20 protein-coding genes are annotated in these 19,733 nt (G+C 65.2%); 7 read left to right on the top strand and 13 right to left on the bottom strand.

Annotation, left to right across the window (positions count from 1 at the left end):
* Positions 1 to 48: 48 nt before the first annotated feature.
* From AC1GI4_RS06290 to AC1GI4_RS06280, 3 genes are read left to right on the top strand one after another with little or no spacing between them, the layout of a single operon-like run.
* On the top strand, positions 49 to 462 hold the full coding sequence (locus tag AC1GI4_RS06290) for a hypothetical protein (protein ID WP_479628966.1): 414 nt from the start codon (positions 49 to 51) through the stop codon (positions 460 to 462).
* Positions 459 to 1,874, top strand: coding sequence for a polysaccharide deacetylase family protein (locus AC1GI4_RS06285; protein ID WP_479628965.1), 1,416 nt, complete (start codon positions 459 to 461; stop codon positions 1,872 to 1,874). Before AC1GI4_RS06290 ends, AC1GI4_RS06285 begins: the two co-directional genes overlap by 4 nt.
* Positions 1,875 to 1,920: 46 nt before the next feature.
* Positions 1,921 to 3,288, top strand: coding sequence for an O-antigen ligase family protein (locus tag AC1GI4_RS06280; protein ID WP_479628964.1), 1,368 nt, complete (start codon positions 1,921 to 1,923; stop codon positions 3,286 to 3,288).
* Here AC1GI4_RS06280 and AC1GI4_RS06275 read toward each other — a convergent pair.
* The 6 genes from AC1GI4_RS06275 to AC1GI4_RS06250 form a co-directional block, all read right to left on the bottom strand.
* Positions 3,213 to 3,878: a hypothetical protein gene (locus tag AC1GI4_RS06275; RefSeq protein ID WP_479628963.1), complete on the bottom strand. Its 666-nt coding sequence runs from the start codon at positions 3,876 to 3,878 to the stop codon at positions 3,213 to 3,215. The two genes, AC1GI4_RS06280 and AC1GI4_RS06275, sit on opposite strands and share 76 nt — an antisense overlap.
* A complete protein-coding gene (locus tag AC1GI4_RS06270; protein ID WP_479628962.1) occupies positions 3,856 to 6,000 on the bottom strand; it encodes a GumC family protein in 2,145 nt (714 codons plus the stop codon). Before AC1GI4_RS06270 ends, AC1GI4_RS06275 begins: the two co-directional genes overlap by 23 nt.
* A gap of 12 nt (positions 6,001 to 6,012) precedes the next feature.
* On the bottom strand, positions 6,013 to 7,302 hold the full coding sequence (locus tag AC1GI4_RS06265) for an outer membrane beta-barrel protein (protein ID WP_294274679.1): 1,290 nt from the start codon (positions 7,300 to 7,302) through the stop codon (positions 6,013 to 6,015).
* A gap of 49 nt (positions 7,303 to 7,351) precedes the next feature.
* Complete coding sequence (locus tag AC1GI4_RS06260; protein ID WP_479628961.1) at positions 7,352 to 7,840, bottom strand: hypothetical protein; 489 nt, start codon at positions 7,838 to 7,840, stop codon at positions 7,352 to 7,354.
* 34 nt (positions 7,841 to 7,874) lie between these two features.
* The gene (locus AC1GI4_RS06255; RefSeq protein WP_294274683.1) at positions 7,875 to 8,453 is read right to left on the bottom strand and encodes a polysaccharide biosynthesis/export family protein; all 579 of its coding nucleotides are present in this window, start codon (positions 8,451 to 8,453) and stop codon (positions 7,875 to 7,877) included.
* 162 nt (positions 8,454 to 8,615) lie between these two features.
* Complete coding sequence (locus AC1GI4_RS06250; RefSeq protein WP_479628960.1) at positions 8,616 to 9,833, bottom strand: glycosyltransferase family 4 protein; 1,218 nt, start codon at positions 9,831 to 9,833, stop codon at positions 8,616 to 8,618.
* Positions 9,834 to 10,065: 232 nt separating this feature from the next.
* Here AC1GI4_RS06250 and AC1GI4_RS06245 point away from each other — a divergent pair, with 232 nt between their 5' ends.
* Positions 10,066 to 11,130 carry an acyltransferase family protein gene (locus tag AC1GI4_RS06245; RefSeq protein WP_479628959.1) on the top strand — a complete coding sequence of 355 codons (1,065 nt, stop codon included), beginning with the start codon at positions 10,066 to 10,068 and terminating at the stop codon, positions 11,128 to 11,130.
* The gene (locus tag AC1GI4_RS06240; protein WP_479628958.1) at positions 11,127 to 11,651 is read left to right on the top strand and encodes a serine O-acetyltransferase; all 525 of its coding nucleotides are present in this window, start codon (positions 11,127 to 11,129) and stop codon (positions 11,649 to 11,651) included. Before AC1GI4_RS06245 ends, AC1GI4_RS06240 begins: the two co-directional genes overlap by 4 nt.
* A gap of 275 nt (positions 11,652 to 11,926) precedes the next feature.
* Here the strand turns inward: AC1GI4_RS06240 and AC1GI4_RS06235 are convergent, their stop codons facing one another.
* From AC1GI4_RS06235 to AC1GI4_RS06210, 6 genes are all read right to left on the bottom strand, one after another.
* Entirely contained in the window at positions 11,927 to 13,324 is a 1,398-nt protein-coding gene (locus AC1GI4_RS06235) for a polysaccharide deacetylase family protein (RefSeq protein WP_479628957.1), read from the bottom strand.
* The gene (locus AC1GI4_RS06230; RefSeq protein WP_479628956.1) at positions 13,324 to 13,782 is read right to left on the bottom strand and encodes a hypothetical protein; all 459 of its coding nucleotides are present in this window, start codon (positions 13,780 to 13,782) and stop codon (positions 13,324 to 13,326) included. The genes AC1GI4_RS06235 and AC1GI4_RS06230 overlap by 1 nt, the downstream gene beginning before the upstream one ends.
* 171 nt (positions 13,783 to 13,953) lie before the next feature.
* On the bottom strand, positions 13,954 to 14,355 hold the full coding sequence (locus AC1GI4_RS06225) for a hypothetical protein (protein WP_479628955.1): 402 nt from the start codon (positions 14,353 to 14,355) through the stop codon (positions 13,954 to 13,956).
* The gene (locus AC1GI4_RS06220) at positions 14,352 to 14,939 is read right to left on the bottom strand and encodes a glycoside hydrolase family 19 protein (RefSeq protein WP_479628954.1); all 588 of its coding nucleotides are present in this window, start codon (positions 14,937 to 14,939) and stop codon (positions 14,352 to 14,354) included. Before AC1GI4_RS06220 ends, AC1GI4_RS06225 begins: the two co-directional genes overlap by 4 nt.
* A gap of 93 nt (positions 14,940 to 15,032) precedes the next feature.
* Entirely contained in the window at positions 15,033 to 15,413 is a 381-nt protein-coding gene (locus tag AC1GI4_RS06215; protein ID WP_479628953.1) for a hypothetical protein, read from the bottom strand.
* Between the two features lie 20 nt (positions 15,414 to 15,433).
* Positions 15,434 to 15,880: a hypothetical protein gene (locus tag AC1GI4_RS06210; RefSeq protein ID WP_479628952.1), complete on the bottom strand. Its 447-nt coding sequence runs from the start codon at positions 15,878 to 15,880 to the stop codon at positions 15,434 to 15,436.
* Positions 15,881 to 16,001: 121 nt separating this feature from the next.
* Between AC1GI4_RS06210 and AC1GI4_RS06205 the strand changes: the two genes are divergently transcribed.
* The gene (locus AC1GI4_RS06205) at positions 16,002 to 16,325 is read left to right on the top strand and encodes a hypothetical protein (RefSeq protein WP_479628951.1); all 324 of its coding nucleotides are present in this window, start codon (positions 16,002 to 16,004) and stop codon (positions 16,323 to 16,325) included.
* Positions 16,326 to 16,390: 65 nt separating this feature from the next.
* Entirely contained in the window at positions 16,391 to 17,209 is an 819-nt protein-coding gene (locus AC1GI4_RS06200) for a 2OG-Fe(II) oxygenase (protein ID WP_479628950.1), read from the top strand.
* Here AC1GI4_RS06200 and AC1GI4_RS06195 read toward each other — a convergent pair.
* Positions 17,202 to 19,724 carry a hypothetical protein gene (locus AC1GI4_RS06195; RefSeq protein ID WP_479628949.1) on the bottom strand — a complete coding sequence of 841 codons (2,523 nt, stop codon included), beginning with the start codon at positions 19,722 to 19,724 and terminating at the stop codon, positions 17,202 to 17,204. The two genes, AC1GI4_RS06200 and AC1GI4_RS06195, sit on opposite strands and share 8 nt — an antisense overlap.
* Positions 19,725 to 19,733 lie beyond the last annotated feature (9 nt).

Below are 19,733 nucleotides of genomic sequence, written 5' to 3'. Positions count from 1 at the left end.
AAGGGGATTGTACGAGGCGGAATCGCCTTGGCGAGCATCGCAACCGTCATGGCAGCGCCACCTGCGGTCGCGCAGCAGGTGCAGGCTCCGGCGGGCTATGCGCCGCTGACCGCACCATGCGTCGTCCAGGGGGATGGGCGCTGTACGGCGATTACGGCAGATGCGCCGATGCCGGTGGCATCCAGGGCCGAACGGCTGGTTCTGGCGAGCAGCAACGTCGCCGCCGCACCTGCGACTACGCTGGGCGGCCTTTATGTGCTCAACCAAATGTGCAGCGGTTACGGCACCGTCGTCCTGCGATATCTCGCAGCGGACGGTAGCACGATGCTGCCGCTGGTCAGCCGTTCGGCGGGGGATTCCGGCGGTGGGACCACCCTGTATCTCGGCGCAGGAACGGTGGTCGACGTTCAACTGTCGGGGACGACCGGCTGTGGCGTCCAGCTGGCACGGGTGCCCGCATGATGCGGCGGCTGTTCTTCGCCTGCGTCGTTGCGGCCATGCCGCTGGCCGCCGCGCCCGCGGTCGGGCAAGCGCTGACCGGCGGGCCGGGTGCGTCGCCCGCGAGCGTCCTGTCCAGCCCGGAATGGGCGCAGCAACCCGCTGATGGTGACAAGGCGCCGCTGGTCGGCGGGCGAATCCACCAGCGCTACCGGATCGCCGCGCCCGTCGCGGTGCTGGCCTCGCTGGACCAGACGACCCGGTTGATCGCCGCCCCGCCCGAGGCCAGCGACGTGGCAAGCGATCCGCTTTACGGTGACACGCGACTGACGTTGAGCATGGCGTCCACCAATGCGCGGCAGCTGCGTCCGCTGACGGCGCTGTCGACGCCGGTCAACGCGACGGGGCAGCTGATCCGCTTCTGGACGAAGCCGATCGCCGGTGTCGATCCCAGGTTGGCCGCCTACCGGATCCGGCTCTATTCGGAAGGCGCACCCGGTTCGCCCGGCGGCAATTATCTGGAGTTCAACGCCGCCTCGCTGATCCGCGAGGGACAGAAAGGGGGCGAGCAGCGCTGGGGCAGCTTCACCGTGCCGGTCAGCGCCTTCACCGCGGTCGGTTCGGGGGCTAATACGGGAGCGATCAGTTGGGCGATGGTCGAGGTACAGGCCAACGGCTCTTCGCCGATGACCATCGCGGTGGGCAATGTCGAAGTCGTCGCCAACGGCTTGGCCAAGGCGAAGATGATTATCGGTTTCGACGATCAATATCCCGCCTCCATCGCCTATGCCTCGCGTGCGATGGCGCGCTATGGCTTTCGCGGCGTGCTGTATCTGTCACCGGCGATCGACACCGGCCGGGCGGGCAAGTTGGCGCCTGTCATGCTCAAATCGCTGCACGACAATCTGGGGTGGCAGATCGCCAGCCAGGCCTGGTCGACCGAGGCCGCGACGGGGGCGGGGGGCATCGACACGATGACCGCCGACCAGCGTACCGCCGAAATGGCCAAGCTGCGCAACTGGCAGAACGGAATGGGCCTGACCGGCGGCGGCCATGGCAGCTATTTCAGTAATGTCGGGGTCAGCGACATGATCGCCTATCCGATGTTCCGCCAGCATTTTAAGTCGATGCGTGCCTATTATTTCGGCGAGTTTGCGCAGGTGGAGACCTATCCCTGGGGTGACCCGATGCGTATCCGCGCGATGGGGGCAGGCGAGTTCCAATGGGGTAACAGTCCCTCCATCTATTCGACCTATTGGAAGAATCATGTCGACCGGGCGATCGCGCAAAAGGGCGTGGGATTCCTGGTCTTTCACGACGGCCTGTCGGGATCGATGTCGAACTGGCAGTCCGGCTTCGACCAGTTGATGGCCTATCTCGATGCCAATCGAGCGAGTATCGACGTCGTCACGGTCGAGGATCTGGAAAACCCGTAACCGGCGATCCGCCGGTCGGGCGCGAATGAGAAGAGGGGTAGGGGGGATGACGGCAGCGGACAGGAAGGTCGGCCTTGCCGCGTCGCTGCTGACGGCCGTGCTGTTCGGCGAAGTGGCGGCGATCGGGGTCGACGGCCCGCTGTTGGCGACGATTGCGGCGGTGGCCGAACTGCTGGTAGGCGCCGCCGTCCTGCTGCTCGTCCGCCCCAGCCTGACCTTCTGGCGCATCTTCGCCCTGCCGCTGGCGCTGGCGGTCCTGGCCTGGGCCTGGATCGCCAGCCCGACCTGGTTCGCGGTCGATCCCTTTGGGCGGCAATGGAGCGCGCCCGACATGCTGCCCCAGGCCAGCACGCGTTTTCTGGGCGGCATCGCCGTCCTGACCTCGGCGGCGGCGATCGGCTGGCGTCGGGGCGGTGTTCGTCTGACGATCGATCGCTGGCTGCTCTGGGGGTTGATCGACATCGCGCTGGCGCTGGCGCTCCGGCATTACGATCCGGACGCGGTTTGGGGGCTCGACAAGGGCGATCTTCGCGAGCGTTTCACGGGTACGTTTCTGAACGCCAATGCGGCCGGTTGCTATTTCGCGGTCCTGGCGGTGCTTGCGCTGGGACGGGGGCTTGCGCTGGCATTCGATCGGACGACCTCCAGCTCCTTCGTGACGCAGGTGACCACCCCGATCGCCTTTCTGGGCGGGATCGGAGCGTGCGCGATCACCGGGTCACGTACCGCGCTGCTCGCGCTGGTCGTCGCGATGGTCCTGATCGGCGCGCAGTTCGGGCCGCAATGGATGCGCCAGCAGCGCGGTAACGTCCGCGCGCTGGCGATCGGGGCCGGGGTCATCGGCCTGCTGCTGCTGGTGTTCGTCCTGCTCGGCGATGCGACCTTCGATCGCATCACGCTGTTGGGTGAGGACTGGACCGGGCGGACGGATATGTGGAGCCTGTATGGGCGGCTCGCGGCCCAGGCCCCGCTCGGCTATGGACCCGGCGGTTTCGACGATGCCGCGCTGCACGGTTTCGCCTCGATCCATGAGGCGCGTATCGCCTGGTATGTCCATGCGCCGCACAATGTCGTGCTGTCGCTGCTGATGACCGGCGGCTATCCCTATCTGGTGCTGATGATCGCGCTGACCGGGGCGCTGCTGTTTCCCTTTTTCCGCCGTGCGCATCGCCTGCGCGAGCCCGCCGTGGTCGGCGCCGTCGTGGCGCTGGGGCTGATCCTCGTCTGCGCCAGCACCGACATTGCGCTCGACATGCCCGCGATCGCGGCGATGGCGGCGATGCTGGCGGGGCTGGTCTGGGGCCGTGCCTCCCGCTTCGTGGCGGGGGCGCTGGCGATTCAGGAGGAAGACGGGGAGAGGCGGCTCCTGACCAACGGCTCGGCGGGTGAACCGGCTACCAGGCCCAGCGCATAGGCATAGGTCCGACCCGACGCCTCGGCGAGCCAGGCCGTCTCGGACACCAGCCGGTCACGGGTCTGCGCATCCAGCCGGGGCCAGACCGCCACGCCGAAGCGGATCCGCCAGGGCGCGCTGTCGCGCAGGAACGGCGCGGCGCGGTAGCTCGCGGCCAGCGCGGCAATCGCCTGGGGCGACTCGGCACCGTGGTCGAGCAGCTCGATATAGGCCCTGGCCACGGCCGCCTCGCCCCAGATGGGACGCGTGGCCTGTGCCTGGGCGATGTCTCGGCGTGCGGCGGCCAGCAGGGCGGGGGCATGGGCCGGATCGCCCGACGCCGCGCGGGCACGCATGACGCCGCGCAAGAGCGCCGCGCGGGCGGGCAGCGTATCGGTGTCGGCCGCCGAGGGATCGAGCGTGCGAAGATCATCCGAGGTCGCCAGATCCGCGGCCTGACGGATCGAGGCGTCGCGCATCCGCACGACACGGCGCTCGTCGCGCAGGACCGATAGGGTGAAGACCAGCGCGCCGCCCAATGCCGTCAACGCGATCGCATTGACGGAACGGGTGGCGGCCGAACGCCGCTTATTCGGCGCGGTAGTAGGCATTGTATTTGGACGAGTAATAAAGCGCGCCGTAAGCCTCCTCGCCCGACTCGACCATCGAGAACAGCGCACCGGCCAGGCGTGCGTCGTCCTGCTGCAAGCCCGCCAGTGCGGTCTTCACCGCATTGACCGGGGTATCGCCCCACTTGATGACCATCACGACCGCATCGGCCAGTGCGGCGATCGTCCGGCTGTCCGCGACGCCGAGCAGCGGCGCGGTGTCGACGACGATGCGATCATAGCGCGCCGCCATCGCGGTCAGCAGGTCGCGCATTCCCTCGCCGCTGAACAGGTCGTCGGCGCGGAAGGCGGTATCGGCGACCGGCAGCAGGTCGAGACCCGGCTGCTTGTCGGCCATGATCGCCTGGTCGACCGGCAGTTGCTGGGTCAGAACCTCGACCAGCCCGACCTGCGGCTCGATCCCGGCCGACTCGCGCAGGCCCGCGCGGCGCAGGTCGGTGTCGATCAGCAGCACCTTCTCGCCCGCCAGCGCGCAGATACGGGCCAGCGCCAGCGCACTGCTCGTCTTGCCTTCGTCGGGCAGGCTGGACACCAGCGCGACGACCTTGCTGTTCTTGGGCAGGCCGTGACGCAGCACGCGCAGCGTCTCGGCATAGGAGCTCATCGGCTTTTCGAGCAGCAGCGCGGGCGCCGAACAGCGCTCACCCGCCGCGTTGCGCAGCTTGCTGGTGGCGATACGCGGCACGCTGGCCAGGACCGGCAGGCCCAGCGCCTCGATATCGCGGATCGCGTACAGTCCGGTCGCCAGCACTTCGCGTGTCACCACGCCCAGGCTGCCCAGCACCAGCGCGCCGATCCCGGCGAGCGCCAGCAACATGCGGCGATTGGGCGAGGTCGGCGCATCGGGCGCCACCGCGCTCTCGATCACCTGCGCCTGGCTGAGCGAGCTACGCGACACCTGGGTCACCTGCTGCGCCTGTTGGTTCAGGCTGTCCAGCGCAGCATGGGCGGCGTCGGCCTTGCGCTTGTAGCTTTCGGCGGCGCCGGTCGCGCGGGTGTCACGCGACTGCTGCGCGCGCAGCCGGCCCATCTCGCTGCGCAGGCTGGCGGCGCGTGCCTCGGCGGCATTGGCCTCGCTCTGCAGGCCGCCGACGATGCGATTGGCCTCGTCCTTGATCTGCGCGTCGAGCGCCGTCAGCTGTTCGTTGACCTTGATGCTTTCGGGGTGGCGCGGGCCATAGCGGGACAGAACCTCGCCCTGACGCTGGATCAGCTGGGCGCGCTGGCTGCGCAATTCGGCGATCACGTTCGAATTGAGCACCGCCGACACCGCATCGATCCCGCCCGAGGCGATCTGCGCGCGCGCGACGCGCAGGCGGGCCTGCGCCGCCGCCGCTTCCGACTCGGCGGTGGCGAGCTGGTTGGCGAGGGGGCTGATCTGCTGGCCGGTGACCGTCGCGTCGCCGTCGTTCACGATGCCCGACTGCGCCCGATATTGTGCCAACTGCGCATCGGCCTGCGCGGCCTGCTGGTTCAGTTCGGACAGGCGCTGGTCGAGATAGCTGGTCTCGCGCGAGGCGGTGCCGCTGCGCTTGCCGATGCTGTAGGCGATATATTCATTGGCGAAGGCGTTGGCGACATCGGCCGCCAGACGGGGATCGCTCGCCGTATAGCCGACATTGACGATATAGGTCATCTTGTCGCGCGCGGTGTCGAGATGACCGAGCAGGCGGTCGGCCAGCTCCTCCTCGCGCTTGTCGCGTTCGGCCGGGGTGGCGTTGGCGGGCAGGGGCTTCAACCCCTTGGTGAAGGCGGTGTTGCCGCCCAGGTTCAGCTTGTCGACCACGGCCGCCGCGATATTGCGCGAACGCATCACGTTGACTTCGGTATCGAAGATGTTCTGGTCTGGCCGCTCGCCGCTCATCTGCCCCAGCGCGGCATTGGGCGACGGGTCGATCTTCACCCGCGCCACCGCCTCGTACTTCCACGGCATCATCAGGATCAGCGCAGTCGCCACAGTGAAGGTGACGATCGCGATCACCGCGAAGATGCGCCAGCGCCGCCGGAACATGCCGATGGTCGCGCTCCACAGGGCGCGGATCACGCCGGGGCCGGTGGGCGGCGCCAGGTCGGCGGCGGGTTCGCCAAGTCGTTCGGTAAGCATGGTCCTGGCGCCTTATGGATGGATGGAGACGCCCGCGAGCGCCCGGAATTCGGAGAGGGATGGGCCGTTCAGCCCGACATTGTCGCTGCTGCGCCGCGAGTAGCCCAGGTCGAGACGCCCGGTCAGCAGGCGGCTGGCGAGATAGGAAGCGCCGCCCCCGACCTGCTTGACCCGCGCCTTGCCAGGAACGCCGACGAATTCATTCTCGGCAAAGCTGATATTATAGTTGAGCAACAGGTTGCGCAGCAGCTCGTGGTCGAAGCGCAAGGCTGCGCCCGTATTGAAGAAGCCGCTGCCGGCGAAGGTCGAATCCTGGATGTCGCGAAAGGCGTTGAAGGTGACCGTGGTCAACGCCGTCGGGAAATATTCCAGCTTCGAGTCGAACGACAGGCCGCTGACATTCCGATAGATCGGTGCGGTAAAGCGGCGGTCGATATAGCCGATGCCGACCGAGCCGCGCAGTAAGGCGGTCAGGTCCAGCGACACGCCGGTCAGCAGGCGGATTTCGCGCGAGTCGCGATTGGCGATGGTGGGGGCCAGCGGCTGGTCATAGCTGGTGCCGGTATAGGTCACCTGGCCGAACAGGCCGGTATCGGGCGTCAGGCCATATTCCAGCTGCAATGCGCCGCGCGCGACTTCGCGGTCGCGATTGTCCTGCGAGATCAGGAAGCCGGTCAGCGTGCGGACGGGCAGGAAGTTATACTTGGCGTAATCCAGGCTGCCGACGACGCGGACGCGCGCGAAGCGGGCATCGGCCATGAACCGCGCCTGGCTTTGCTGATAGGGCGTGACGCTGCGCACATTGACCAGCGCGGCGCCGGAGAATTGCGATTCGAACCGCCGCGCGGTGTCCAGGCCCAGGGTCAGCGCGATGTCGCTGGTCGCATCGAAGCGGCCGAGCGAACCCAGCGACCAACCGTTCTGGTTGCGCGGCGTCGCCTCTGCGTAGCGATAGAAATCGCCTCCGCCGGTCAGCTGCAGGCTGTGGCGCGACCAGTCGGAACGGGCGAGCAGGCGCGGCGCGACGCGCAGGAACTCGTCTGCGGTCTGGTTCGACGTGGTCTGATAGACGTTGTCGGTATAGCCGACCTGGGTGTCCAGCGTCGGCAACAGGGTGAAGCCGCCGACCTTGTAACCGACCGGATTGGTTTCCGGACGGGCGCGTTCGAGGACGCTTTCGTTGCGCCCCCGGTCGAATGCGATCGGCACGACCGTATCGATGGCGTTGGAAACCTGTGCTTCGGCCGCAGCCGACACCGTCAGGGCGCCGACGGCGACGCCCATCGTCCAGAAGCGTAACATGGAACCCCCCAAGAGTTGGGGCCGGTTCGATGACCGGCCCGGAGATTTTTTAGTTCTGAGTCGTGTAATTGACGCCGACACCGCCGCCGCCGATGGCCGGACCTGCCCCCAATGCCGCGGCCGTCGTGCCCGCGCCGCCGGTACCGCCGGTACCCGACTGGCCCCGGCGGGCCGCCGACAACGCATTGGCCAGCGCGGCCTTGACCTTGCGGCTCTGGTTGCCCGGCTGTTTGCCGACAAAGGTCAGGGCGGCGACGTTGACGGCTGCGCTTTGCCCCTGCTGCGAAACCGCGAAGGTGATCGCGGCCTCGACATCCTGTTCGCTGGCCGTGGCGGGCAGTGCGGCGACGGCGGCGGTAATCGCATCCGCGACCTTTTGAACCGCGGCCGGATCGGGCTCGCTCGTGGAGGCGGGGGGCGATGCGGGCGTGGCGGGCGTGGCGGGCGCCTGGTTCTGCGCCATCGCCAGCGCCGGGGCTGCGATGCCCAGCGCCATGACGGTCACGACGCCCGACGTCTTGTGTGCGATGTTCGACATGTGGTTTCCCCTGTTGCCCCGTCCCCTGGAGCGATCAAAAATAACGTTCGCCGACGCGTACCGTGTCGCCCGGATAGATGGTGACGCCCGAGTCGAGCTTGTATTCCCGCTCCGCCGTCTCGCCGAACCGCTTGATAAAGATCTTCTTCTTGTTGGCGCGGTAGGTGAAGCCCTCGGCACGCGCGACCGCGTTCAGCGCCGACAGCCCGTTGGAATAGGGATATTCGCCCGGCTTGCTGACCTCGCCCAGGATGTAGAAGGGGCGGTAGGTGAGCACGTCCATGCTGACGCGCGGCTGGCGCAGATATCCGTCGGCGAGCTTGGTCTCGATGTCCTTGATGACCTCGCGCGGGGTACGGCCGATCGCCTTGACGTCGCCGATCAGCGGCAACGACAGCACGCCGGAATCACTGACCGTGAACTCCCCCGACAGCGTATCCTCGTTGAACACGATGATGCGGACCTTGTCGGCGACGCCCAGCTTATAGTCGACGAGCGGCGCGACGGGCGTCGTGGCCCCGGTCGTCGCCCCGGCCATCGCCGGGGCGGTGGCGGCGGGTGCCTCGGCCGCGGGTGCCGCGCCCTGCTGGGCCGCGACGGGCGCGGCCATCATCAGCAAGGAAAGACACAAGCAAAGATCACGCATACGAATGCCCCCAAATAACCGGCATGCTTTTATATGTTGTGCTGCATACGCGAACAACGATCCGTGAATAGCGGCCGGGGCGCGGCTTTCCGTTGTTACGTCCCGATTCCGGACAAAGGTCGATGCCGCTCAGCCATTCCGGGGCGGCATGTCTATGGACAGCAGGCGACTCAACTTGGCGGCTTCGCGCATCTGGTCATGACGTTCGGCGACGCGTGCCCGGCCGGTGCGCCCCATAGCCGCCAGCGTCGCGCCGTCGGTGCCCGCGCATTCGCGGATCGCCTGTGCGATCGCCTCGGCCGAACCGGGGGTATAGAGCCAGCCGGTCTCGCCGTCGCGGACCAGATCGGCCATCGCGGCGACGTTGGTGGCCAGAACCGGACGGCCCAGCGCCAGCGCTTCCATGACGACGATGGGCAACCCTTCGGCAAAGCTCGCCATCACCATGGCGCGCGCGCGGTCCAGCTCGGCCCGCACCCGGCTTTCGTCGGCCCAGCCGGTGATGGTGACATGCGCGGCCAGATCGTGCCGGGCGATCGCCGCCTCGATCTCGGGCCGCATCTCGCCGTCGCCGACCAGGGTCAGCGTCGCCGGCACACCCCGCCGCCGGGCCAGCGCCAGCCCCTCGATCAGCAGCAGCTGCCCCTTCTGTCCGCTCAAACGGCCGATACAGACGAAGTGCGGCGCATCGGCAGGCGGCGTCAGCGGCACGTCCAGAAAGTCGGGAAGCAGGCCGCAGCGCACCACCTTCACCTTGTGCCAGTCCTCCAGCCGGGCCCAGCGATAGAGCTGGCTGGCGCAGAAATCGGTGATCGCCACGACATGCGCGGCGTTCGCGATCTTCAGCCCCAGCTTTGTCGAAAGCGGCCGGTCGAATTCGTCCGGGCCATGGACCGTGAAGCTGTAGGGGATCCCCGCCATGGTCGCGCCCAGCATCGCGATCTCGGCGGCGTTGGTGCCGAAATGGGCATGGAGATGCCGTACGCCCGCCGCCATCATGTCCCGGGCGAGGCGCGCGCCCTCCAGGAAGCTGACGATGTGGAGGGGAATGGACCGATCCGTCTTGCGACACATCGCCAGCGTCAGGCGCAACGCGGCGAGCCAGCGGCCGGGATAGCGGACGAGCATCGCAATCCCCGCGATCAACAGCGGAGCGACCCCGCCGCGCAGCAGGAACCGGGTCCGGTCGCGCTCGGACAGGTCGACCGGATCGACCAGTTCGGCGTCCCACCCGCGCAAGGCCCAGCGATGAACCGTTATGCCCTGCGCCTCCAGCGCCAGTATCTCACGCCGGACGAAGCTGTGGCTGACCTTCGGATATTGGTTGATGAAATAGCCGATGGCCATGGGCGTATCCGATGCGTGAGAGGCGTCAGCGGCCTTTGGAAAGCGGACCCGGCGGATGCAACGTGGCATATCCGGGTAACGTATCAATACGGGGCAATAACGATGACGGCCGCCGATGACGGCGCTTCCCCGTCACGCGCCATGAACCTATGCGGCGTGTGATCGGTCGGGGAGCTGGTAATCACATGCATCGCAAGGACTTTTCGACGCATCGTCAGCGATCCCATCATTGATGGACGGGCTAGTCGTTCCTTTGTCGGGATCGAACCCGGACAGGCCGTCGGCGGGCCATCATCTGGCGCGGCTGGACGGTTGCCGGGCTATCGCCATCCTGACGGTGATGCTGGGGCACATGTTTCCCGTCGGCCGGGCGGAATGGGGCGGCAATGTCGCCATTTCCTCGATCGGCATGGCGGTGTTCTTCGCGCTTTCCGGCTTCCTGATCGTCAGCCTGTTGCTGCGGGACGATGCGGTCGTTCCGTTCATCATCAAGCGCCTGTTCCGCATCGTGCCGCTCGCCTGGCTCTTCACGCTGGTCGTGATCGCCGGGCAGGGGGCATCCTGGGATGTGATCGGGGCCAATCTGTTCTTCTTCGCCAATACCCAGAAGGCGTGGCTGGTCTATGCGCCGCATTTCTGGAGCCTGTCGGTCGAGGTGCAGTTCTATGCGTTCGTCGCCTTGCTGGTGGCGATCGGGGGGCGACGCGCGCTCTGGCTGCTGCCGCCGCTGGCGATAGCGGTCACCGCCTGGCGGGTCGGGCATCATGCGACCTTCGGCAGTCACACCTTCGACCGGGTGGACGAGATCATGGCGGGGGGAACGCTCGCGCTGCTGGTCGCCAAGCGGTGGCAGCCGCCTCGTTGGGCCAGAAGCCCGGTCCTTGTCGTAGGTCTTTTCGTCCTCCTGTTCTTCGGCATGCTGAAGCCCGTCGTCGCGGCGGTGCCCGTGATCGCCTATGCGCGGCCCTATCTTGCCACGTTGCTGGTGGGGCTGAGCCTGACCATGGGTGACAGCGCGCTGGCACGGATACTGGGCGGGCGGATACTGGGCTATGTCGCGCGGATTTCCTATGCGCTCTATGTCCTACATCCGCTGACCTATGCGGGATGGATGGGGAGCGGGGACGTGGCGGTTCGCTATACCAAGCGGATGTTCAGCCTGTTGCTCGCCTTTGCGGGGGCGCATGTGTCGACATTCTACTTCGAGCAGCCATTGACCCGGTTGGGACGAAGGATCGCGGATCGCTGGTCGCGGCCCGTTCGAGGGGCACCACATCAGGTCGCGGGGGTGGCATGAGCCGGATGGGGGTGTGGGCTAAGATCTGCGAAGACCGCGCGCTGTACCGCGAGGGCTGGCTGGCGCAGGGGCTTTGGGCGCTTGCCATCTACCGACTGTCGGCGGGGCGTTTTGCCCGGCGTCGCGGCGTGGTGCGCAGCCTGTGGGGCGTGGCGGCCAAGCTGGCGGGCAAATGGGCCGAGTTCGCCTGCGGCATCTCGCTACCCGAAACCGCGACGATCGGTCGCCGCCTGCGCATCGAGCATTTCGGCGGAATCATAGTCCATGGGTCGACGGTGATCGGCGACGATTGTGTGTTGCGGCAGAATGTGACGCTGGGCAATCGCAGCGAAGCGCGCCCGCTCGAAGCGCCGATCCTCGGCAATCGGGTTCAGATCGGCGCGGGCGCGGTGGTGCTGGGCGCGGTGCGGATCGGCGATGGTGCGATCATCGGCGCCAATGCGGTGGTGCTGAGCGACGTGCCCGCCGGAGCGATCGCGGTCGGCAATCCTGCCCGGATCATCGAGCGCGCGCCCGACTGAACGGCGCTTTCCGGCAAGCCGAACGCAAGGATCGCGGCATCGTCCATGCCGATCCGGATAGCATCAGATATTCGTGCAATCCACATCAGCCGCGCAAATCCGCCATTCTGGCGGGTGCTGGTGACCCCTACGAGAATCGAACTCGTGTTTTCGCCGTGGACGCGGAATGTCGTTTGTTATCAATGGTATTTGCCCGGTTAGCTCCCAGGGCCGGGGTATTGGTTTTCAATGAGTTAGCAGGGCAGGGGCAAACGCACCCCCGCCCCAAGTCCCGTTTAAGGCGCTTCGAGATCCTCCACGGTCACAACATCGATCGCAGCTCGATTGGCATCGAGATAGGCAAGCAGCTGGTCGAACGCCGACCGCCAGTTGGACAGGCCGCCGCCCAGTCCGTCGTGGAAGACGATGAAGCCTACGCCCTTCTGCGCGATGGCGCGGTCGACGTGGTTCTTCCAATAGGTCGTATAGATCGCGGCGTTGTTGCCCCATTGGAATTCGCCGGCACCCATGGCACGGATGCGCATCGGATCGGCCCAGGGATAGGTCTCGATGACGCTGAACTCGCCAAAGTAATAGGCGCGCATTGACCGGAAGGCCTGCCGGAACATCGGATAGGCGATCATGTCGGTCGACCCGACATTGCTGAAATACGAGCCGGTCGAACCGCCCGAAAGGCCCATCGCATTCTGCCAATTGCGGAGCTTGGCCATCTCGACCGTGCGCTGGTCGCCGCTGATCACGTCGATCCCGCCCGCGCCGACATTGTTCTCGGTCGACCAGGCTTGGCTGGCGATCTGCCAGCCTAGATTGTCGTGGAGGTTCTTCAGCTGGGCGATCGTCAGCTTGTTCGTCCGACCGGTGTCGACTGCCGGCGAGACGTACAACACGCCTCGGAACCCGTAACGCGCCATCGCCCGCGAGGCATAGTTGATGGTGTTCGGAAACTGGTCGTCGAAGCTGATGATCATCTTCGCCTTGTTCAGGCCGTTGGCGACCAGCTCGACATTGCCGGCCGCGATCGTCAGGCCAGCGCTGCTGTTGGCCTGCATCGTGACCATCGCCCAGGTCACCGCCGTCAGGTCGGCACCGGTGCCCACCGCGACAAATTGGCTGACAGGCACCGCAAACGATCCCCAGCGCTGCTCCTTGTCCTTCTGGCCCTCCCGGATCAGGCCGGCGAAATTGAACTCGTGATAGTTTGCGCCCGGCGAGCCAGGGGACCCGGTCGAATAGAGGCGGACCTTGTAGCTATCGAGGCGAGGATCGACGTTGGCCAGCGGCTTCGTCCAGATGCGGACATTCTGACCGGTCGCATTGACCGCTGCCGCCATCGCGGCCGCCGGCTTCAGCTGGATTGCATTGAACGACGCCAGCGTGACGGTGATCCGCGTATCGCCGTACAGCGGATCAGCAGCAACATCGCTGGCCTCGCTCGGCGCGCCGGTGAGCCGCCCGACCTGATCGAACGACGCGAGAACGGCGGTCGGGGTGGCGATCCGGTAGCGCTGGTAGGCGCGTCCGCCCACCGCCGGCCCCTTGTCGCCATCAGCCGGCGCAGCGGCCCAATCGGGGCTGGCCAGCGCACCGCCCGGCGCGGGCGGGGGGATAATGACCTGACCAGCTGCCGGGGCTGCCAGGAGGAAGGCGGCGAGCGCCGCGAATAGATTGCGCATTACGGGACCCTCGACAGAGTGACATTGCAGCCGGTCGTCCCGCTGAGCGCGACGTCGACCACCTGGGCGGTCCCGAACTGGATGGTGGAGCCGCCGCCGCTGTCCGGCGTACTCTTGGCGATCAGGGCGAGCATCGTTGCGCCGTCCGGCGATCGATAGCGCAGCGTCACCGAGCCGTAAGCCGAGCAGGCTTGGTTGAGGATATAGGTTCCGCCGTACAACGTCGCGGCCGGCGCAGCCGTGTTGACCGTGGCGAGCGTGACCAACTCCTGCCGGCCAGTCACAGGCAAGGGATTGGTGAGATCAATCGGTTTGCCGTCCTTGTCGACCAGGGCGCTGGCATCACCCGGAATAGTGCTGCCGTACCAGTCCTTGACCGGCGGCAATCGAATCTGACCCGCAGATGGCACAGAGGTACAGGCGAGCGCCACGGCGCCCGCCAAAAGCAGGATTTTCATCTTAGTCCTTTCCGAAGAGAAGTTCAGTCGCGCGGGCAATCGGCGCGCAGGGGCCTGCCCGACGATGCGAGGACCGCGCATTGCAAGCGGATCAATCGGAGCCGGATCGCGCCGGCAACGTCATACAGATCGGCTTGGCTGGCCAGAGCCGCCGCGCCGTCCTGTGTCCCGTCAGCCGCCCGGCGCGGCGTGGGCAGGCTCTCCGGCCTCGCTAGCAGATGACCTGGGATCGTCGCCATTGGCGACGGCTGCTGCGCGATCGAGGATGCGCACGCCGTCAGCGTCGACACACACATTGCGATACACAGGGCGCTCGGTAATCGTATTGATTTCACGGGTGATCTCCCTGACATGGGTTTGACGATCGGTTTCGCGGGCCTGACCAGCAGCATCGCCTTTGGTGACGGCCGCTTCTCGCTTGCCTCGCTCCGCCGCGACGGCGCGATCAACGGCCGCCTGCTTGCCATCCGCGATGGCTCCGCCGTCACGGCGGCCAGCGATGTAGCAGGCCGCCAGGAGGGCGATGAGAAGAGCGAGACCCCCGACAATGGCGACGCTGCGCGTCCGACTCACAGCAGGATGGCCTTCGCACGTGCCAGGTGACGTCGACGATCGTCGATGCCATTCAGCCCACCGTTGACCAGCCGGGTGACCGCTTCGGCATCGTCGCGATCAGCAGCAGCATTGATGCGTCGTGCCGTCCAATAGGCTCCGCCGATCGCCATCGCGATGGCTGGCTCGGCCGCGAGGTCAGGCTGACCTTCGAGGTCGACGCCGATTAGGTTTCCGAAACGACGGTAATTGTCACGGCCGGTGAGGTGCGGGATACCGCGCCCACGATAGCGAAAGCCATCGCCGGGCTGCACATTGCCGAGATCCTTACGGCCCTCATAGCGCCGCTGGGCCGGCGTCGGCCCCCAGATCTCGGTCATGCGGCTGAAGGTCATCGTCTCATGCGCCGCCTGGGCAAGAAAATGCGCGAGCCTTAGACCGCTATCGAGAATGACCGCGCCCTCCAGAGACCCCACGCCACCAGCAAGCGGCCCGGCCGTCCCGGCGGGCGCTCCGAGCTTACGCAACAAGGCTGTCAGCGTCACCGGCCCGAATGCGCCGTCGACGCGCACGCCGAGCCGCCGCTGCACAAGTGCAACGTCCATAATCATGTCCTTTTGTTGGATACGGGTCGCTTGGAGCCCGCTAACGAGGATGGCGTAGGGGCCGCCCGATCTCCCTAGTGGCGGCCCCTACAATCACGGTTGAGCTTTGTCGGCCCCCGGGAACTTCGACTGCACGAAGTTCAACGCAATCGCGATGATGCCCGCGCCCAAAGCGCCGAGGCCCGTGCCATAGATCAGCGCCAGCGCCGGATCCGGGCGGAGCCGCATCACCGCCCCCGCAGTGAACAACAGCGCCAGGACCGTCACCGGCGCATCGACTGTCCACCGATGCTTCTGCCGATCGGTCTGGGCGACATAGAAGCGGACCGCGAGGCACGCGCACAGCGCCGCGATCATGCTGCCCGCCTCGAACGGATAGCCGGCAAAGTGCCAGATGGTGGGCGCGCTCGTCGCGACGGTCGCCCCCGTGTCCCGTGCAACAGCCGCGGCCGCGACGGGGATGAACGCTCCCATGGTTGCCCCCATTTTCCAGATCATCGCGTGGACACCACGCCAATGGCTGCGATCAGGCTGAGTAGTGCGATCCATGCGGGTCGCTTCAGCATCGGCAGGCTCGACCACATGTCGATCGGGAACGGCCTGCGCCGCAGTTGCACGACCATGCCGCGCGCCGAAAGATAGAGCAGCGCCAGGCCCGTCAGCCCGAAACACATGGCGATCGGATCGACGAAGCGCTGGAAGGTCAGCCACCAGCCAGTACCTGCCGGGTCGCGCGTGTCCCAGTTCCAGAGCACGATTGCGTCCGACCCGCGCGTCAGGACGATCCCCATCGCGAAGCAGAACCCCGCCCACCTCCAGATCGAGACGGGGTGGGAGGGGCGGTCGACAGCTCGGTTACGATGCCAGCCCCGTATGGCGTCCACCGCAAACATCAGCGCGACAACGGTGGCGAACGTCATGATCGCCAGATTGAGGACCACCAGCCAACCGTGCCCGTCAAACGACGGGGGCGCGATCGTCGACGGCCCTTCCGCAACCGCTTGGGCTGCGAAGCTTCTATTGCTCATGTCAGGAAATCTCCGATGTGATATTGGACACCGCATGAAACTTTCTCATGCAGCGATCTTCGCGGTCCTCACCGCCAACAGCGTGGCAGCATCGGCACAAACGACCCGATCCGCGCAGGACACTGTCACTGCATATGGGTCGCGGCTGCTGAATCCCGCCGACCCGACCACCGGACAGAACAGCCGCCGGATCAACAACCGGATCAAGAGCCGCATAAACAACCGCGTTTCGACTAGGATCGAACGCTTCGCGATCGGCGCGACCGCCAACCCGGCCGAGGCGTACACCCGTGCCGCGCCGACGCAGAGCCAGTCCTTTGAGCGCGCGGCAGATGCAGCGCAGAGGCAGGAAGACTGATCTAAGTGGCTTGCGAGGAGGAATCGCAAACGCGTATCCTCGATAATGGCAACAGGAGGAAACTAATGAACAGGATTGAGATTGCCGCCCTCATTGCAGGTCGACTTAAGGACTCCGCAAACCAAGCCCGCCGGGAATACGAGGAGACGCGCAGCGGGATCGGCTATTTCGTTGTTGACGATTTGCTTCCTGCGGAACTTGCACATGAAATTGCGGCCGCCTTTCCTGCGAAAGAAGCGATGACGGCCAAGCGCAGTTTGCGCGAACGGAAAGCGATCATGGCGCGGATGGCGGACTGCGCACCTCTTGTTGGAGAGGCGATTTATGCCTTCCATGACCCCGAGGTTCTCGCGCTGGTCGGGCAGATCACTGGCGTTTCCACTATCGAGGCCGATCCGTTCCTGTATGCCGGCGGCATCTCGGCGATGGGTGCTGGCGATTTCCTAAACCCTCACCTCGACAATTCTCACGACAAGGATCGCGCACGTTGGCGGGCGTTCAACCTCCTGTATTACGTCTCGCCTGAATGGCCCGAGGACAAGGGTGGAAATCTTGAACTGTGGCCGTCCGGCGTCGGCGGCGACCAAATCACAATTCATAGCCGTTTCAATCGACTTGCCGTCATGGTCACTCATGGCAAGGCGTGGCATTCCGTGAGCCCGATTGCCACCGATCAGGTCCGGATGTGCGTAAGCAACTATTACTTCACCCCGGAGCCGATGGCAGTCGATGACCAGTTCCACGTGACCACATTTCGGGGGCGGCCCGAACAACGGATTGCCGACGCCGTTTTACGCGCCGACGCAATCGCCCGCGGCGCTCTTCGGAAATTGAAACCCAGTGGCGTTGGTCGCCTTACCCATTTGAACGAGCCGGCTAACTGAGCAGGCCTTTCAAAGTGACGGCCAACGGCATGTCCGTCGGGATGCCGTTGGCATAGGTCGTCACCTCTGCATAAGCCGCATTCTCCGCCGTCAGCTTGGCTACCGAACTTGGCCCACCAAGGGCTTCGAGCGTTGCCGGAATGACGGTTGGGGAGCGTGGGGCCACCTTATAGTGGAGGCGGTTGACGCCGGGACCTGCCCCCTTGTCCACAAAAGCGATGTTCTCTGCCACTGCAAGCGTCCCATCTGCGTTCACCCGCGCATTCGCGACTGTCTCGTCATAGCCATATCCTTCGGCAATGAAGCCGCTCAGGTCGGGCCGCTCTATCTGATGCTCGTAATCGTTCGAGGCCAAGCCATGAATGCGAACCTTAGTCGAAGCGAACGTCATTTTTACAACCGGTCGGTCGGCCGAGGGAATGTATTCAGGTTTTGCCTCAAAGCCGTTGTTGGCAATCGTCGCAATCAAACGCGCAGTACCCTCGCCGCGAAGCAGGATTTCGTGCTTGCATACACGGTTATTAGCATTTCTGCGCAAGCTATTGCCGCTAATATCGATCGTTCCGCTGAAAGGTGCTTCGTTAAAGTCGATATCGAATGTTGCAATTCCATGATTGTTTTCGACGTAACACCCCCGGGCGGTGAAGCAGATGCCGCCCTCCTCTGGGCCCCCTTCAACCTGAACCATCGACTTTGTCCCATCTCCGTTTCCTTCCATGCCACAGTGATGGAATTCGACATTTGCTCCTTTGGTAACCCGCAGAATGCTTTTGATGTTACCGCCGAAGTCGACCCGGCTAAATTTTACGACGTTCGGGCGAGAGTAGATACTCGGGCGCAAGTAGCAGGCGTCATTGTTGCCAGTGATTTCGCATCTCGTGACACTGAGACGGATACAGTCCGAGCCATCAATGCCGGTGTCGAACAGGTCGACCGTCGTGTCGTCGAGCATAATGTTACTCGCCTCGTAAAGCCGTATGCCATCTACCTTTCGCGCCGACGATCCTCGGGCGCGAAGCGTGATATTGCTGATCACGGTGTGGAGGTTCACGCCCTCCGTCGGTGGACCGGAATTCCCCTGTAAAAAAATGGCGCAGCTTTTGGACGTCATCGATCCTGACGCCGAGAGGCTACGATTGATGCGATAGGTTCCTGTGCCCGCCGTGCCGGTCAGAGCCTCAGTCACCACCGTGTCGTCAGGTATACCAGGGCCAAGGATAACTGCGCCGACGTGTAGTTCCCCCGATGTAACCGCCGCGACCGTCAGCACAGTGCCCGACACCGATCCCTCAAATGCCGCGCCATTAGCACCCTCATAGAAAATCTCGACAGCCGCCCGGCCTTCACCCTCGATCATAGGGCGGCGCATGTCCTGATCATCCGTGACGCCAGAAATCTTGCGGAAGTTGAAGACCAGAGGGCGGCTCAGCGAATAGCGGCCGCCGGGCACGCTCAGACGGCGCCCGCCTTGAAGTGACGTCAAATTTTTGCCGGCGCAAAAATCCAAGCCCTTCTGAAACGCCTCGATACAATCAGGAAGCAGCCCCTGCACGAATTGAGCACGTGTCGCCTTGGTCATCCAGAGTTGGGGCGTGATCACGTCAACCTGCCGCACCCAGGCACCCACAGCGGCAGCCTGACCATTGGCCTTCACGAACATGACGTCGTCAACGCGGTTGCTATAATCACCTGCGATCCATGCGAACCAATGGCCGTCATAATACATGCCGGCGGCATCGATGGCAGCGCGCTTCAGCTGGTCGAGATTGGCGGCAACATTGCCCGCGCCTCCAGGCTCTCCCTTCATAGACCTGCCGACACCCCAACCCGCGCCCGTCTTGGGGCCATAGACTACGAGCTGGAATGGGTCCGTGGTGTCATAGTACACGCTCCCGATCATTCCGATGGCGGCGCTGGGCGCGCCGTTACCGAACATCGGCTTGACCGCATCGCGTGCATTCTCCGCCGCCTTGACGAGGGGGGCCAGCAGGTCGGCTCCATCGATTTCCACGGTCACTTGCTCTTCTCCGAAAGTCATGCGGGCGGACGACCAGACGTCAGCGACGGGGCGCTGGGGGAGGCCGAAGGGGGAGATGCGATTGGAGGGGGCGACCTCGGCGCCGGTGACGCCGTCGCCGGTGATCTGGAATTCGCCCTTTGCCAAGCGGCGCTTCCGGCCTGCGATCGTGATCTGCCAGTCCCAGGCCAGCGTCGTGACGTCGCCGATTTCCCCGGCGTAGGGCAGGGCTTCCATTGTGGTCTCGTTGATGACCAACTCGATGTGACTGGTCGGAAGCCCCGCGTCGTCGCTGGTCACCTCGACGAGGCGCAGTCCTTGGGCATTGCCATTGGCCACGGTCAGCAGGTCGACCAGCGGGGCGCCGGGGACATCGCCGTACAGGCGGACCTGGGCGCGCATCTCGATATCGGTCAGGTCGAGCCCAGCCACAAAGATGTGGCGGACCACCGCGCCGTAACGGTCTGCGATGATGGGAAGATAGGCAGAATGAGCCACGGGCTTCTC

It is taken from the genome of Sphingomonas sp. 77B (assembly GCF_056497825.1).
Note: the sequence above shows the minus strand (reverse complement) of the source record. Positions and strands in the feature narration are given on the sequence as shown.